The sequence below is a fragment of the Streptomyces sp. NPDC006476 genome (assembly GCF_040612015.1).
GTDB lineage: Bacteria > Actinomycetota > Actinomycetes > Streptomycetales > Streptomycetaceae > Streptomyces > Streptomyces griseorubiginosus_B.
In genome coordinates, this window is sequence record NZ_JBEXPK010000048.1 from 12,891 (window position 1) to 27,736 (window position 14,846).

Annotated in this window: 12 protein-coding genes and 5 pseudogenes; 8 read left to right on the forward strand and 9 right to left on the reverse strand. The window is 71.3% G+C overall.

Translation table 11 applies throughout. The annotated features are described in order from the left end of the window. Positions 1-46: 46 nt before the first annotated feature. The 5 genes from ABZZ74_RS37600 to ABZZ74_RS37620 all read left to right on the forward strand — a co-directional run bounded on the left by ABZZ74_RS37600 (position 47) and on the right by ABZZ74_RS37620 (position 4,622). The gene (locus tag ABZZ74_RS37600; protein WP_356772816.1) at positions 47-1,438 is read left to right on the forward strand and encodes an FAD-dependent oxidoreductase; all 1,392 of its coding nucleotides are present in this window, start codon (positions 47-49) and stop codon (positions 1,436-1,438) included. A 59-nt stretch (positions 1,439-1,497) separates the two neighbouring features. Further along, positions 1,498-2,514 carry a methyltransferase gene (locus ABZZ74_RS37605; protein ID WP_356772818.1) on the forward strand — a complete coding sequence of 339 codons (1,017 nt, stop codon included), beginning with the start codon at positions 1,498-1,500 and terminating at the stop codon, positions 2,512-2,514. Further along, the gene (locus ABZZ74_RS37610) at positions 2,511-3,338 is read left to right on the forward strand and encodes a DUF1932 domain-containing protein (RefSeq protein WP_356772820.1); all 828 of its coding nucleotides are present in this window, start codon (positions 2,511-2,513) and stop codon (positions 3,336-3,338) included. Before ABZZ74_RS37605 ends, ABZZ74_RS37610 begins: the two co-directional genes overlap by 4 nt. A 32-nt stretch (positions 3,339-3,370) precedes the next feature. Next, positions 3,371-4,174 (forward strand): class II aldolase/adducin family protein, encoded by an 804-nt coding sequence (locus ABZZ74_RS37615; RefSeq protein ID WP_356772822.1) that lies wholly within the window; start codon positions 3,371-3,373, stop codon positions 4,172-4,174. Positions 4,175-4,364: 190 nt separating this feature from the next. After that, entirely contained in the window at positions 4,365-4,622 is a 258-nt protein-coding gene (locus tag ABZZ74_RS37620) for a hypothetical protein (RefSeq protein WP_356772894.1), read from the forward strand. 141 nt (positions 4,623-4,763) lie between these two features. Here ABZZ74_RS37620 and ABZZ74_RS37625 read toward each other — a convergent pair. Together ABZZ74_RS37625 and ABZZ74_RS37630 are read right to left on the reverse strand one after the other, a co-directional pair. Then, positions 4,764-5,033, reverse strand: a pseudogene (locus ABZZ74_RS37625) (hypothetical protein); the annotation flags it as partial. 19 nt (positions 5,034-5,052) lie between these two features. Further along, positions 5,053-5,413: pseudogene (locus tag ABZZ74_RS37630) on the reverse strand (transposase); the annotation flags it as partial. 44 nt (positions 5,414-5,457) lie between these two features. Between ABZZ74_RS37630 and ABZZ74_RS37635 the strand changes: the two are divergent. Further along, a pseudogene (locus ABZZ74_RS37635) lies at positions 5,458-5,651 on the forward strand (DUF6233 domain-containing protein); the annotation flags it as partial. Positions 5,652-5,863: 212 nt separating this feature from the next. On the opposite strand, the gene ABZZ74_RS37640 reads toward ABZZ74_RS37635, so the two are convergent. Genes ABZZ74_RS37640 through ABZZ74_RS37655 form a run of 4 tightly spaced genes read right to left on the reverse strand, consistent with a single transcriptional unit; the run spans position 5,864 to position 10,749 of the window. After that, entirely contained in the window at positions 5,864-7,096 is a 1,233-nt protein-coding gene (locus tag ABZZ74_RS37640) for an XdhC family protein (RefSeq protein WP_356772824.1), read from the reverse strand. Then, positions 7,089-9,206 carry a xanthine dehydrogenase family protein molybdopterin-binding subunit gene (locus tag ABZZ74_RS37645; RefSeq protein WP_356772826.1) on the reverse strand — a complete coding sequence of 706 codons (2,118 nt, stop codon included), beginning with the start codon at positions 9,204-9,206 and terminating at the stop codon, positions 7,089-7,091. Before ABZZ74_RS37645 ends, ABZZ74_RS37640 begins: the two co-directional genes overlap by 8 nt. Then, the gene (locus ABZZ74_RS37650; protein WP_356772828.1) at positions 9,203-10,195 is read right to left on the reverse strand and encodes a xanthine dehydrogenase family protein subunit M; all 993 of its coding nucleotides are present in this window, start codon (positions 10,193-10,195) and stop codon (positions 9,203-9,205) included. Before ABZZ74_RS37650 ends, ABZZ74_RS37645 begins: the two co-directional genes overlap by 4 nt. Then, positions 10,192-10,749 (reverse strand): 2Fe-2S iron-sulfur cluster-binding protein, encoded by a 558-nt coding sequence (locus tag ABZZ74_RS37655; RefSeq protein WP_356772830.1) that lies wholly within the window; start codon positions 10,747-10,749, stop codon positions 10,192-10,194. The genes ABZZ74_RS37650 and ABZZ74_RS37655 overlap by 4 nt, the downstream gene beginning before the upstream one ends. Before the next feature lie 155 nt (positions 10,750-10,904). Between ABZZ74_RS37655 and ABZZ74_RS37660 the strand changes: the two genes are divergently transcribed. Beyond that, the gene (locus ABZZ74_RS37660) at positions 10,905-11,516 is read left to right on the forward strand and encodes a TetR/AcrR family transcriptional regulator (protein ID WP_356772832.1); all 612 of its coding nucleotides are present in this window, start codon (positions 10,905-10,907) and stop codon (positions 11,514-11,516) included. A gap of 127 nt (positions 11,517-11,643) precedes the next feature. Here the strand turns inward: ABZZ74_RS37660 and ABZZ74_RS37665 are convergent. Further along, positions 11,644-11,766 (reverse strand): annotated as a pseudogene (locus ABZZ74_RS37665) (IS5/IS1182 family transposase); the annotation flags it as partial. A 273-nt stretch (positions 11,767-12,039) separates the two neighbouring features. Between ABZZ74_RS37665 and ABZZ74_RS37670 the strand changes: the two are divergent. Then, a pseudogene (locus ABZZ74_RS37670) lies at positions 12,040-12,932 on the forward strand (helix-turn-helix transcriptional regulator). 57 nt (positions 12,933-12,989) lie between these two features. On the opposite strand, the gene ABZZ74_RS37675 reads toward ABZZ74_RS37670, so the two are convergent. After that, a complete protein-coding gene (locus ABZZ74_RS37675) occupies positions 12,990-13,628 on the reverse strand; it encodes a hypothetical protein (protein ID WP_356772834.1) in 639 nt (212 codons plus the stop codon). 189 nt (positions 13,629-13,817) lie between these two features. Then, positions 13,818-14,783: a zinc-binding alcohol dehydrogenase family protein gene (locus ABZZ74_RS37680; protein WP_356772836.1), complete on the reverse strand. Its 966-nt coding sequence runs from the start codon at positions 14,781-14,783 to the stop codon at positions 13,818-13,820. Positions 14,784-14,846 lie beyond the last annotated feature (63 nt).

Below are 14,846 nucleotides of genomic sequence, written 5' to 3' on the forward strand. Positions count from 1 at the left end.
CCGGGGCCGCGGCCACGCCACCACGACATCGACGAAGGGAACGGCCATGGCCGACATTGTGGTGATCGGCGCCGGCCTGGGCGGACTCGCCGCCGCGCTGTTCTGTGCCCGGGCCGGCCACCGGGTGGTCGTACTGGAGCGCGACGACCCGCCCAAGCCGTACGCGAGCGTCGAGGAGGATTTCCGCCACTGGGACCGCTCCGGTGTGCCGCACTGCCGCCAGGGCCACACCTTCCTGGCGCTGTCCACGCGCGTGCTGCGCGAGCGGGCCCCGGACGTCCTCGCCGCCCTCGCGACGCGCGGCGCGACCCGGGTGCCGCTCGCGGCACCCGGCGACGACGAGAACGTGCTGTCCCGGCGCCTGGTCTACGAAGGCGTCCTGCACCGCGCCGTCGAGGCCGAGCCCGGCGTGACCGTCATGCCGGCGACCACCGTGCGGGGGCTGCTGTCGCGCGGCGAGTGCGACGGCGTGCCCCGGGTCGTCGGCGTGCGCACCGAACGCGGCGAGGAGATCACGGCGGACCTCGTCGTCGACGCCGGCGGGCGCCGCAGCCGGTGCGCCCGCCAGCTGGCCGACATCGGCGCCGCAGCGCCGGCCGAGACGGCGCAGCCCTGCGGCTTCTTCTATCTGACCCAGCACTTCCGGCTCCGGGACGGGCAGGCCTTCCCCGCCACCGGCGTGCCCATCCTGGCCCGGCTCGACTACACCAAGACCGTCGTCTTCCCCGGCGACAACCGCACCTTCCAGCTGTCCATGACCGTGGTCTCCGACGATCCGGTACGGCACCGGCTGCGCGAACCGGGCGTCTACGAGCGCTTCCTGGAGGCCGTGCCCCTCACCGCGCCCTGGGTCGCGGCGGGCGAACCACTCGACGAACCCCACCCCATGGCGCGCCTGGAGGACCGGTGGCGCCGGCTGACCGACGGCCGGGGACGGCCCGTGGCGGCCGGCCTGGTCCTGCTCGGCGACGCGGCCGTGCAGACCAACCCGGCGTTCGGCAGGGGCAGTTCACTGGCCCTGCTGCACGCCGGGCGGCTGGCCGACACGGCGGAGCAGGCGACGAAGGACCCGCTCGGGTTCGTCGTACGCTTCGAGGAGTGGACCCGCCGCCACCTGGGTGTCTGGTTCGACGCCCAGATCGCCGCCTCCCGCGAGCAGTTGAGGGAACTGCGGGCCGGGGTGCGCGGCGAGCCGGCACCGCCGCCCACGGATCCGGTCCACCGGTTCGTGACCGCGCTGACGGTGCTCGGCGCCCAGGACGACCAAGTGCGCCAGGTCCAGGCCCGTTTCCTCAACATGCTCATGGATCCACGGGAGCTGATGACCGACCCCGTGGTCGCGCCCCGGGTCCGCGCCCTGCTCGACCGGCAGCCGGCCCTCACCGCGCACGCGCCGGGCCCCGACCGGGCGGCGTTCGAACGGCTCGTGACCGGATGACGGCGGCACCCGGCCGCGCACGACACACAGCCACGATCACACGACGAAGGAAGGCTTCGATGGCAGACCACACCGAGTGGGGCGTCGGCCTGTGGAGGATGGCGGACCTGACCGTGCCCATGGCGCTGCGCGTGGCGGCCACGCTGCGTGTCGCCGACCACCTGACCGCGGCGCCGCGCACCGCCGAGGAACTCGCCCGCGCGGTGCGCGCCGAACCGCGGGCCCTGGACCGCACCCTGCGGCACCTGGTCACCGCGGGCGTGTTGGCGCGCGACGCGCGAGGCGCGTACACCCTCACCGACCGCGGCCAGGCGCTGCGCGACGACCATCCGCACGGCATGCGCTCCCGTCTCGACATCGAGGGGGCCGTGGGCCGGGCGGAACTCTCCCTGGGGGCGTTGCTGCACGCGGTGCGCACCGGTGAACTCGCCTACGCGACCTACTACGGGCGGCCCTTCTGGGACGACCTGGCGGCCGATCCCGCGCTGTCGGACTCCTTCGACGCCGTCATGGAGTTCAACCTGCGCAAGGTCGCCCCGTCCGTGCTCAAGGCCTACGACTGGGGTGCCCTGGCCCGGGTGGCCGACGTCGGCGGCGGCAACGGCGCCCTCCTCGTCCATCTGCTGTCCGGCCACCCCGAGTTGCACGGCACCCTCGTCGAACTGCCCGGGCCGGCGGCCGCGGCCCGCGACGCGTTCGCGCGGGCCGGGCTGGCGGACCGCGTCGCGATCGTCGAAGGCAGTTTCTTCGATCCCCTGCCGCCGGGCGCCGACGCCTATCTGCTCTCCGACGTGCTGCACAACTGGGACGACGACGCCGCCGTCACCATCCTGCGCCGGTGCGCGCAGGCCGCCGGTGCCGCCGGGCGCGTCCTCGTCATCGGCGGGCTCGGCGAGGACGGCGAGTCGCCCAGCACGGAGATGGACATGCGGATGCTCGCCTACTTCGGCGGCCGGGAGCGGGACCTGGCCGAACTCACCGGGCTCGCCCGGCGGGCCGGGCTGACCGTCGCCGCCGTGCACCGGGCGGCGGACATGTCGGTGGTGGAACTGACGTGCCAGGAGGAACCGGCGTGACCCGGCCCGTCATCGGCGTCCTGCATCCCGGCGGCCTGGGGGCGGCGGTGGGCGCCGCGCTGCGGACCGCCGGCCACGAGGTGCTGTGGTGTCCCGAGGGCCGCTCGGAGGTCACCGCCCGCCGCGCCGACGCGGCGGGGCTGACTCCGGTCGACAGCCTCGGTGAGCTGACCCGACGCTGCCAGGTGATCCTTTCCGTGTGCCCGCCGCACGCAGCCGCCGAAGTGGGCGCCGCTCTCGACGGGTTCACCGGTGTGTACGTCGAGGCCAACGCGGTAGCCCCGCACACCGTCCAGGACATCGCGCGCGTCCGGCAGGCGGACGGGGCCACGGTCGTCGACGGGGCCGTCCTCGGCCCGCCCCCGGGCGCACCGGACGAACTGCGCCGCTACCGCGTGCTGTTGTCGGGTGAGGCGGCCGAGGAGGTCGCCGTCCTGTTCCGGGCGGCAGGCTTCGGCACCGTTGTCCTGCCCGGCCCGGTGGGCGCGGCTTCCGCGCTGAAGATGGCCTGGGCCTCCTGGCTCAAGGGCTCCGCGGCGCTGCTGCTGTCCGCCCGCGCCCTCGCCCGTGCGCATGGTGTCGAGGGCGCCCTGCTGGAGGCCTGGGAACGGGACATGCCCGAACTCGCCGCCCGCGGCGCCGAAGTGGACCACCTGGTCAAGACCAAGGGCTGGCGCTGGCCGGGCGAGATGGAGGAACTCGCCGACGCGGCCGACGCGGCGGACCTGCCGGGCGAGCCCGTCTACCGCGGCGCGGCCGCGGTCTTCCGCGACGCGCTCGACAACGGCGCGGGCCCCGGCCCAGGCAGCCGCACCGGCCCGTGAACGAACCGACCACTTCCGGAAGGACGTACCGCATGACCACGACGTCGATCACGACCGCGCCGCCGGCGCCCGGCACCCCGCAGCGGCTGGAGCTGACCCCGCCGGCCTTCTCCGACGTGGCCCAGGAGCGCCACCACCGCAAGGAACGCCTGGCCGCCGCCCTGCGCCTGTTCGCGTACTTCGGCTACGAGGAGGGCGTGGCCGGCCACATCACCGTGCGCGACCCCGAACATCCCGACCGGTTCTGGGTGAATCCGATGGGCATGCCCTTCGGGCACGTCCGCGTCAGCGACCTCATCCTGCTCGACGACCGGGGCGAGGTGGTCGAGGGCTTCTACGGCACCCATCCGGCGCCCTTCTCCATCCATTCCGCGCTCTACCGGGCCCGTCCGGACATCCAGTGCGCCGCCCACAGCCACTCCACGTACGGGAAGGCCGTCGCGGCCCTCGGGCGCCCCGTCGAGCCCATCACCCAGGACGCCTGCGCGTTCTACGAGGACCAGGGGTACTTCGACGACTACACCGGAGTAGTGCTGGACGAGGCCGAGGGGAAGCGGCTGGCTGGCGCGCTCGCCGGCCACAAGGCCCTGATCCTGCGCAACCACGGCCTGATCACCGTCGGCGGCTCGGTGGACGCGGCGACCTGGTGGTTCATCGCCCTGGAACGTGCCTGCGAGGTGCAGCTGCTGGCCCGGGCCGCCGGGGAACCGCTCGCCATCGAGCACGAGAACGCGCTGCGGACGCGGGAGCAGGTCGGCAGCGACTTCATGGGCTGGCTCAACTTCCAGCCGCTGTACGAGCAGATCGTCCGGCTCCAGCCGGACCTCCTCGACTGACAGTGAGGATTGGGCACGACACCGCTCGGGGCCTGACTCTTCGACTGACTGGGCAGCTCGCGCAGCTGGGGTCGTCCGCGGCGTTCGAGATGGCCGTGCCGTACCGCTCGGCGATCCGGAACGGGACGAGGTCGGCCGGACTCTGCGGGAGGCGCAACGGCTACTGACCGTGGGCGAGGTCTTGGCGTCCATGCTGCAGATCAGGCGGGCGCTGGAGTCGATCCAGCAGATCGTCGACTGGGACAACCCCGGGTCGAAGAAGCTCGGCAACCAGTGCAACCAGACCGAGCGGTGGTGGCGGATCCAAGACGCCCTGTACAGCCAGACCTGCGGCGCCCTGCACAACGACGCGGTCACCAAGACCTTCAAGTACGACCGGGCCGAGGCGGAGACGCTCCTGGCGATGACCGCCGCACTGCTGCGGAACGTGCCCGTCGCCAGCGCGTGACGAGGCAGCCCGGCGCCCGCCCCGCGATCGAGACGAGGACCACGACGCCACGGGCAGGCGGTCGAGGGCGACGACGGCGAGGTTGGTCATGCTGCGTTTGACGTGTGCCCACGCGCCCTCAACGGGATTGAGGTCGGTTGAGTACGCGGGCAGCAGGAACACCGTCAGCCATTCACGCTCGGTGATCAGCTCACGCATGGCGTGGGAGACGTGCGTGTTCAGTCGGTCCCACACCAGCACGATCGGCGCCTTGACGAGCTGATGTACACCGTCGACCAGCGCGATGAAGTCGCGCTCGCCTACTTCGGCGCTTGCCTTTGCCCGCGGGGTGGGTGCGCAGGCGGTGGCACAGCCGAGCGGGAGCCGGGCCGCATCGCGATCAGCCCCATCAGGGACTTCAAGGAAGTTCACCCTGACGAGCCGAAGTCAGTAACGCGCGGATGTGGGAGCCGTCGACCGCCGCCCTGGAGAGGTCCAGGGCGTTCGCGCTGCGCAGCTTGGCCAGGAGGACCTCGTGCAGCCGGGGCCACAATCCTGCATCGATCCACTCGGCCAGGCGGCGCCCAGGTCATGCCAGAACCGAATCCGAGTTCCTGTGGCAGGTGTTCCCAGGCGATCCCGGTGTGCAGGACGAACAGGATGCCCTGGAACACCAGCCGGTCCGGATGCCGCTTGCGTCCCGGATGCCGGGACCGACGCTCAACGCTGGGAAGCAGCGGCTCGATCACCGCCCACAGCTCGTCATCCACTTCCCACGGCTTCGGCCGCGCCACCCCGCACCCCCGGATCATCGGTCTTGGAGTGATCCAACCATCTCGAAGATCATTTCGTTAGGAGTTAAGGCGTGCTGCACGCGCCGGACTGCGAAGAGGCTCCGCAGGGCGCACCGTGTTCGGTGTGGAGCACGCGTTGAACGTGGCGGAGGACCCGGGGACGCGTCTGTGCACGCTGTGCGGGTGCGCCCAGGAGCTCACGCCTCTTCTGCGCGGCTTCGACCACATCACCGACTCCGCCACCGGCGACTCCTGAGTCAGCGCCCAGCCAGGCACACCTCCTCGTCAGCCGAGGCGGAGGGTGGTCAGGGCGGTGTTCCAATCGGTGACGATGGCTTTCTGCGCGGCGGCGAGGGGCGTCGCCCCACTCCGGAGACGGCGACGTCAGGACCGCGCGTCGGCCGTGCGCCGTCGGGGCGGCTCGGACCCTACGGTCCACACGTACGTCGCGGCGCATGGCCCCGGCCACTACCGCAAGCTCGGCATGGACGTTCGCATCGGCACGGTGCTCTGCGTCCAGGGGCCGGAGCTCGTCCCCGCGTCGTGCGTCTCCTCCTCGTGGTGGATCGGTCTGCCTGACCCGGTCAGGGGCGCGCCTGTTCCGCCCCGTTGGGTGGCGATGATCTCCGCCGCGATGGATAGGGCCGTCTCCTCCGGTGTGCGGGCACCGAGATCGAGGCCGATCGGCGATCTCAGCCGGGCCAACTCCCCGTCGGTCAGGCCCGCTTCCCGCAGCCGTCTTTCCCGGTCGGCGTGCGTACGGCGTGAGCCCAGCGCGCCAACGAACGCGGCCGGCCTCCGCAGGGCCGCTGCCAGCAGGGGCACGTCGAACTTGGCGTCGTGGGTGAGCACGCACAGCACCGTGCGCGCGTCGGTCGCGGTGTCGCGCAGGTAGCGGTGCGGCCAGTCGACGACGACATCGTCGGCCTCGGGGAAGCGGTTCGTGGTGGCGAAGACGGGGCGGGCGTCGCATACGGTGACGTGGTAGCCGAGGAACTTGCCGACCCGTACAAGTGCCGCGGCGAAGTCGATCGCCCCGAAGACGATCAGGCGGGGCGGAGGCACACTCGACTCGACGAGCAAGGTCAGTCCACCGGGGCAGCGCGAGCCGTCCGCCGACAGCTCGACCGTGCCGGTGCGGCCGGCGTCCAGCATGGCGCGGGCTTCACCTGCCGCCGCACGGTCCAGTTCCGTGTGCCCGCCGAGTCCGCCTTCGTACGAGCTGGCCCGGGAGGGCCGGGATGGCTCCCCTACCGCTTCGCTCGGCCGCACCAGCAGGGCCGTGCCGAGGAGATCGGCGGGGCCGCGTACGACGCGGGCGAGGGCTGCCGGCTCGTCCCGGACGGCAGCCGACAGGGCCGACCGGAGCACCGGCCTCCCAGGCGCGTCCGTGCCGACCGGGGTGACCATGATGTCGATGATCCCGCCGCAGGTCAGACCGACCGCGAAGGCGTCCTCGTCACTATATCCGAACCGTTCGACGACCGTCTTGCCGTGCTGCAGCGCCTGGACGCAGAGGTCGTACACCGCTCCCTCCACGCAGCCGCCCGAGACGGAGCCGATGGCCGTGCCCTCGCTGTCGACGGCGAGAGCGGCGCCGGGGCCGCGCGGGGCGCTGCCGCCGACGGCCACGACGGTGGCGACGGCGAACGCGCGGCCCTCCTCCATCCAGCGGTGCAGGTCCCCGGCGAGATCAAGCATGGACGCCTGCCATCAGGACGCGGTCGGGGCGGATCGGCAGGTCCCGGTGGCGTACGCCGGTCGCGTGCCAGACCGCGTTGGCGACGGCCGCGGCGGCGCCCACGATGCCGATCTCGCCGATGCCCTTGATGCCGACCGGGTCGTCGGGGTCCGGGTCGTCGATCCAGTCCGCCTCGATGGCCGGAACGTCGGCGTGGGAGGCGACGTGGTAGCCGGCGAGGTCGGCGCCGTAGTGGCTGCCCAGGGCACGGTCGCGGACCGCCTCCTCGTGCAGGGCCATGGAGATGCCCCAGGTCATGCCGCCAACGAACTGGTTGCGGGCGGTGAGCGGGTTGACGATCCGGCCGGCCGCGAAGATGCCGAGCATGCGGCGCACCTGGACCTCGCCGGTGGCGGGGTCGATGGCGACCTCGGCGAACTGGGCGCCGAAGGAGTGTCGTTCCGTCCTGGCGAGGGCGCCGAGGGCCTCCGTGGTGTCGGACCGTACGGTGACCCCCTCCGGCGGGATGTCGGCGCCGAGGGCGAGCCTCTCCCGCAGCTCCTGTGCGGCGGCCATGACCGCCCACGCCCAGGAGCGGGTGCCCATGGAGCCGCCGGCGATGAACGCGGGGCCGAGGTCGCTGTCGCCGATGCGCACCTGGACATGTTCCGTCGCGATCTGAAGGGCGTCGGCGGCGATCAGGGTGAGTGCGGTCCGGGCGCCGGTGCCGATGTCGGCGGCGTTGACCTCCACGGTGAAGGTGCCGTCCGCCTCCGCCGTTACGGCCGCGGTGGACGGGCCGGCACCCGCCGGGAAGGATGCGGCCGCTGTGCCGGTGCCGAGCAGCCAGCGTCCCTCGCGGCGCAGGCCGGGGCGAGGGTCACGGTCGGCCCAGCCGAACCTGCGGGCGCCTTCCCTGAAACAGGCGATCAGGTTGCGGCCGCTGAACGGCAGCCCGGACACCGGGCCCGCCGCGGGGTCGTTGAGGGCGCGCAGTTCGATCGGGTCGAGACCGCACTTCTCGGCGAGTTCGTCGATCGCCGACTCCAGTGCGAACGATCCCGGTGCCTCGCCCGGCGCGCGCATGTACGTCGGGGTCGGCACGTCGAGCCGGACGAGCCGGTTGGCGGTGTGGTGGGCGTCGGCGCCGTACATGGTCCGGGCGGGGCCGGCGGCCGATTCGATGAACTCGTGCACGGTGGAGGTGGCGCTGAGGGAACGGTGCTCCAGCGCGCGCAGCCGGCCGTCGGCATCGGCGCCGAGCCGCAGGCGCTGCCGGGTGGGGCTGCGGTAGCCGGTGAGGGAAAACATCTGACGGCGGGTCATGACCACGCGGACCGGGCGGTGCAGTGCGGTCGCGGCCATGACGGCGGCCACCTGGTGTGCGCGGATGCCCTTGCTGCCGAAGCCGCCGCCGACGTGTTCGGAGCGCACCCGGACAGCGGACGGGTCGAGCGAGAACATCTGCGCGAGTTCGCTCGCGACCCAGAAGGTGCCCTGGTTGGAGTCGACGACTTCGAGACGGCCGCCGTCCCAGCGGGCGGTCGCCGCGTGCGGCTCCATCATGTTGTGGTGCTCTTCCGGGGTGGTGTACTCGGCGTCCACGACCACCGCGGAAGCGGCGAGTTCGGCCTCCAGGTCGCCCTTCTCGATCACCGCCGGTCCATGGCTGTCGAGCGGGTACGCGTCGGGGTGCTCGCTGGTGAAGTCGACGTCGTGCGGCTCCTGTTCGTAGTGCACGACCAGCGCTTCGGCGGCCTCCCGGGCCCGTTCGGAGGTGTCGGCGACGACCAGCGCCACCGGCCAGCCGGCGTGCGGCACCCTGTCGTGCTGGAAAACGGCCGCGGTCGGGTCCGGAACGCCCAGCACACCGACGTACCCCGTCTCGACCCGCGGGGCGTTGCCGTGGTGCAGGATGGCTACCACACCGGGCATGGCGAGGACGTCGGCGGTGTCGATGGAACGGATTCGGCCGCGGGTGACCGTGGACACCACCAGCCAGCCGTACGCAAGGTCGGCGAACGGGATCTCACCGGCGTAGCGGGCGGCTCCGGTGACCTTGTCGCGGCCCTCCACGCGCGTGTGCGCAGTGCCGACGGCGTTCTTGCGTGCCGTGGGGGTGGTGGTCATCGGGCGGCCTCCTCGGTCAGTTCGGTCAGCACGGCCACGACGAGGTTGCGCATGAGGGTCACCTTGTATGCGTTGTGCGGCAGCGGTTTCGCCGCGGCGAGTTCGGCGTCCGCGGCGGCGGCGAAGGTCTCGGCGTCGGCAGGCGCTCCGTGGAGGACGCGTTCGGCCGTCGTCGCCCGCCACGGCCGGGATGCGACCGCCCCGAAGGCGAGGCGTACGTCGCGTACGACGCCGTCCCGGACGTCGAGCGCGGCGGCGACGGAGCCGATGGCGAAGGCGTACGAGGCACGCTCGCGCACCTTGCGGTAGCGAGATCGGGCGGCCACCGGAGCGGGCGGCAGGGTGACGCCGGTGATCAGCGCGCCCGGCGGCAGCGCGGTCTCGCGGTGCGGGGTCTCACCGACCGGCAGGTAGAAGTCGGCGAGGGGCAATGCGCCGGGCCCGTCGGCGGTTTCGTACGACACGACCGCGTCGAAGGCGGTCAGCGCAACGCCCATGTCCGAGGGGTGGATGGCCACGCAGTGCTCGGAGGCACCCAGGATGGCGTGGTTGTGGTGCTCGCCCTCGATCGCGGGGCAACCGCTTCCGGGCGCACGCTTGTTGCAGGGCTTGGTCACGTCGGCGAAGTAGCCGCAGCGGGTGCGCTGGAGCAGGTTGCCTCCGACCGTGGCCATGTTGCGCAGCTGGCCGGAGGCGCCGGCCAGTACCGCCTGTGCCAACGCTGGATAGCGGCGGCGGATCTCGGGGTGGGCGGCGAGGTTGTTGTTGGTGATGGTCGCGCCGATGCGCAGGCCGCTGTCCGCCGTCACCTCTATGCCGTCCAGGGGCAGTTCACGGACGTCGACCAGGCGGGTGGGCCGCTCGACGCCGGTCTTCATCAGGTCGACGAGGTTGGTGCCGCCGCCGAGGAAGCGGGCGTCGGGGTCGGCGTCCAGCAGGGCCAGGGCCCCGGAGACGTCGAGGGCCCGGTCATAGGCGAACTCCCTCACGCTGCCGCCTCCTCGGTTTTCGCTTCCGCCGCCTGGGCCACGGCCTGGACGATCGACACGTAGGCGCCGCAGCGGCACAGGTTCCCGCTCATCCGTTCCCGGATCTCCTCGGCGCTCAGGGGTGGTGGTCCAGCCTCGGGGCGGACGTCGTGGGTGACGGCACTGGGCCAGCCGGCCGCGTGTTCCTCGATCACCGCGATCGCCGAGCAGATCTGACCGGGGGTGCAGTAGCCGCACTGGTAGCCGTCCAGGTCGAGGAACGCCTGCTGGACCGGGTGCAGTCGGTCGCCCTCGGCCAGGCCCTCGATGGTGGTGATCTCGCGTCCTTCGGCGGCCACGGCGAGTTGCAGACATGACACCGCCCGGCGTCCGTCGAGCAGTACCGTGCAGGCGCCGCACTGCCCCTGGTCGCAGCCCTTCTTGGTACCGGTCAGGTCGAGGCGCTCGCGCAGGGCGTCGAGCAGGGTGGTGCGGTGGTCGACGGGGAGACTGTGCTTCTCGCCGTTGATGTTCAGGGTGATGTCGCTGGACGTTGACGAGGGGGCTGGAGCCATGTTCAGCCTTCTTTCACGTGTCCTGGACACGTCGGAGCGTCAGTCCGACGCTAGAGTGAGCTCAAGCGGACAGTTGTCCGCTATCGGTCGAACGTATTGGACAACTGTCCGGTTCTCAAGGACCGCTTTCGGACACAAGTCGGCGAGGAGGACGAGTGCGGCAGAGGAACGACCCGCATCTGCGCTCGGACGCGCAACGCAACCGCGAACGCATTCTGGAAGTGGCCCTCACCGAGCTTTCCCGGGCCGCCGACACCCCGCTGAGCGCGATCGCCAAGAAGGCGGGCGTCGGCCAGGGCACGTTCTACCGGAACTTCCCCAACCGCGAGACGCTCGTCCTCGAGCTCTACCGCCACGGAGTACAGCAGATCGCCGACACCGCGTCCGTGCTGCTGGAGACCATGGAACCCGACCGCGCGCTGCGGGCATGGATGGACCACCTCGCCCGGTTCGCGATGACCAAGGCCGGCCTGGCGGAGGCGATTCGCCAGGCCCTGAGCACCTCGCCCGGGAAGGCGGCGAAACCGGGCCACACCCCAGTGACCGAGGCTGCAGGCCTCCTGCTCCACGCCTGCGAGGAGGCCGGCGCGATCCGTCCCGGCGTCACAGCCGACGACTTCATGCTGGCCATCGCCGGCCTGTGGCAGCTCGCCCCGCACGATGACTGGCAGCCGCAGGCGACACGCCTGCTGGACATCGTCATGGACGGACTTCGCGCGGGGGCGCCCGGACGCCGGAGCTCGTCCGGCCTATCAGGCCGACGGTAGGCACCAGCGCCTCGTGACACGGTGCGGCCCGTGTTGGGGCCATCTCCGCCCGAGCGGAGGTGGCCCGTACCGGCGTACGCGCGAGATCGAAACGGAGCCGCCCGCTCCGCGCGAGCGGAGATGACCCGCCCGCGGTCAGCACGAATGCCGGCGGGCGGCATTTACGGTCGGCGGCCAGATGGACCTTGCTGGTCTGCCCACCCCTGGAGCGCCCGAGTAGAGCGGCCTTCAGCCGGAGTTTCCGCCGCCGCCAGCCGTTGAATCCCCTATGTCGTGCAGGTTCGAGTACTGTTCCCCGTCGTTGCGGGACGGCGAAGGGCCCTCGCATTAAGTGCCTGACGCTGTCGGGGATCTTGAAAGCCGCGGTTGGCGATCACGCCTGGTGGGGTCTGCCATGGGGCAAATTACACAGTCACAGTCCGTTTTGGCTGCCTCGCGGCGACGCGCGGCACGCGATCAACAACCTGTGCTCCATGGCAATCTGCGGACCAAACGATGTTGTGGAGCCGGAGGTACACCGCTCATTGCGGCGAACTGCAACCCCACTGTCAGGAGACGCCGTCCGGGCGTCGAGCTGCGCCGGCTGCGCCTGGCCAGTGGGCTGAGGAGCAGCGAGGTGGCGGAGCGGTTGATGGTCTCCCGGCCCAAGATCAGTCACCTGGAGAACGGCCGCCGCAGCATCAGTCCCCGCGATGTGCGCGATTTGTGCGCGGTCTACGGGGTGACGGACCCGCAGGTCATCGAGTCTTTGTTGCAGATGGCCAAGGAATCGGGGCAGCCGGGCTGGTGGCAGGCCTATGGCGAGATCCCCCAGAGCGTCTACGTCGCCCTGGAGACGGACGCCGTCTGCCTCCGCACCTACGAATCGATGGTGATCCCGGCTATGCTGCAGACCCCGGCCTACGCCTGCGCGGTCATCGGGGAAATGATCCCCCTGCTCACCACCGAAGAGGCCGGCACACGCCTGAAGGTGCGGCTGCACCGTCAGCACCGGATCTACGACCCGGCCCGGCCGCTGCGCCTGTGGGTGGTCCTGGACGAATCGGCACTGCGCCGTGTGGTCGGCAGCCCGGACGTCATGCGCGAGCAGTTGGAGCATCTGAACGCGCTCGGCGCCGAGCCGACATCACGGTGCAGGTCCTCTCCTACACGGCGGGCGCCCATCCGGGCCTGTCAGGAGCGTTCACCATCCTGCGGTTCGCCGACAGCTCCGCATCGGTGCCGGTGGTGTATCTGGAGCGGTTCACCAGCGACCTCTATCTGGAAAAGCCATCCGACGTGCGACACTGCAGCGTGCTCCACGACCACCTGCAGGCCCTCAGCCCCGACAGCAGCCGCGACTTCATCACCGACATCACCAAGACGTACGTCGACGCGGCAGCCACCCTGAGCGCGGCGACGACCGGTGAACGGTGAATCCACCGACAGGCTTCGCCAGCGGTGGGACAGGTCGGGGATCTTGGAAAGGGCCTGTCAGGGGCGGTCGTCATGCGAGGTGAAGACGTCCAGCAGGTGTCGTACCGGCACGTGTACCTCTGCTGGATGGCGCAGGGTGCCGTCTAGGCAGAGGATGTAGCGCGTGCGCCGTCCCTCCCGTTCGCGGCGCAGGCAGCCAGCCTGTTCGAGGTCGGTCACGATGCTCTGCGCGGTGCGTTCGGTGATGCGACAGAGGGCGGCGATGTCGCGGAGCCGGGCGGCAGGGTCGCGGGCGATGGCGAACCAGACTCCCACCATCGGTTGAGGGTGACGGCCGGGGTGAGCCAGGAACGAATGAGCCGTAAGGCCCTGGGCCAGCAAGGCAGTTGGGGCTGGTGGGACGGGGCCGGTCCCCCTCTCTGGCCCCTCCTCGGGACGACCTGGTTCTTCGCGTACCTGTAGCCCTTGCCGATCTCCGCGTTGGTCGTGGCTGTAGTGCGGGGCATGACCGAGTTCGGCGAGGCGTTCACGCAGCCGGCGTTCGGTGAGGAACTGCGGGACGAGCAGCGGTATCTGGTACGGCTCCTCCGGCGTCGGCTCCGACATCCCCACGCCGACTTCGTCGATGGGCACGTCGGCGGTAGATGCGCTGCTGCATGGGGTATTCACCGCCGCGGCGACGATCCGGTCGATCACACCGAGTTCCCCGAAGACCTCCTCACTGCGGGGCTGGATGCCCTTGCCGGGGGAAAGAAATGGCTGCGGCGCCTTGTCGATCAGCAGGAAGGCGATGTTCCGGCGGGTGAGGCCGATGGAGGGTCAGCCCTGCCGCGCCCGTGCTCCTTCGATAAGTCCAGTACGGGCTGCACGAGGGTCCCGCCGGGGTCAGGGCACCAGGACGGTGCGCACGCCCGGTACCTCGGATGGGGACCACGCGGTTTCGACGTCGGCGAGGGGTACCGACTTGGCGGTGACCTTGACGCCTCCGGCCTCGATTACGTCGACGAGGGACGGCAGTTCCTCCAGGTAGGTCCGGGTCGAAACGGCACCCTGGCCGTTGCCCTGGAGGCGGAAGTTCGCCGAGCGCAGCGCGACCGACGGCAGTTCGATGGTCGGGCCGGCCATGGCGCCGATCTGGATCCAGTCCAGGGCACGGCCGCGGTCGGAGCGGGCCCGCAGGACCGCCATGATCGCCTCACTGGCGGGCTTGCCCCAGAGGTAGTCGATGACCAGGTCGACCTCGGCGGCCTCCTTGGCCAGAGCCGCGGCGGTGGCGTCGGCGTTGCCGGTGAGCGCGACGGTCGCATCGGCGCCGAGCCCGGGCAGGGTCGCCAGGCGGGCCTGGTCACGGCCGGCGCCGACGACCCGGCCCGCGCCGAGGCGCTTGGCGACCTGGACGGCCATCTGGCCGGCGTTGCCGGTCGCGCCGAGGATCAGCACCGACTGCCCGGCCTCGATCGGGACACGGCGGCGCAGCGCAACCCAGGACGACATGGCCGGGTTCATCGCCGCGGCGATCTTCACCACATCCGTGCCGTGGGGCAGTGGGATGCTGCGGCGGCTGTCGATGACGGTCCGGGTGGCCATCGGGCCCACGAGGTCGTCATCGGCGACGAAGTACACCAGCCTGCCGTCCTCGCGCCGGCCGACCCCGTCGATGCCGGGCACCATCGGCAGCTTGCCGGTGCTCGTGTAGTGGCTGCCCGATGCGCCGGTACGCACCCTGGGGTGCAGGCCCACCGCGAGGACATCGACCAGCGCATGGTCTTCGTCGGTCGGGGCGGGCAGGTCGAAGCGCTGGTAGCGAGGCGGGCTGTCGAATGAGCTGACGACGGCGGCGTGAATGTCCACGAGCACTCTCTTCCGACTTGGTACGTGACACAAAGTTTTTGGTACGTGACACCAATTAAATTA

Coding starts and splice junctions, on each gene's coding strand:
- ABZZ74_RS37600 (WP_356772816.1), top strand. CDS start 47: ATGGCCGACATTGTGGTGATCGGCGCCGGCCTGGGCGGACTCGCCGCC.
- ABZZ74_RS37605 (WP_356772818.1), top strand. CDS start 1,498: ATGGCAGACCACACCGAGTGGGGCGTCGGCCTGTGGAGGATGGCGGAC.
- ABZZ74_RS37615 (WP_356772822.1), top strand. CDS start 3,371: ATGACCACGACGTCGATCACGACCGCGCCGCCGGCGCCCGGCACCCCG.
- ABZZ74_RS37620 (WP_356772894.1), top strand. CDS start 4,365: ATGCTGCAGATCAGGCGGGCGCTGGAGTCGATCCAGCAGATCGTCGAC.
- ABZZ74_RS37640 (WP_356772824.1), bottom strand. CDS start 7,096: ATGCTTGATCTCGCCGGGGACCTGCACCGCTGGATGGAGGAGGGCCGC.
- ABZZ74_RS37645 (WP_356772826.1), bottom strand. CDS start 9,206: ATGACCACCACCCCCACGGCACGCAAGAACGCCGTCGGCACTGCGCAC.
- ABZZ74_RS37655 (WP_356772830.1), bottom strand. CDS start 10,749: ATGGCTCCAGCCCCCTCGTCAACGTCCAGCGACATCACCCTGAACATC.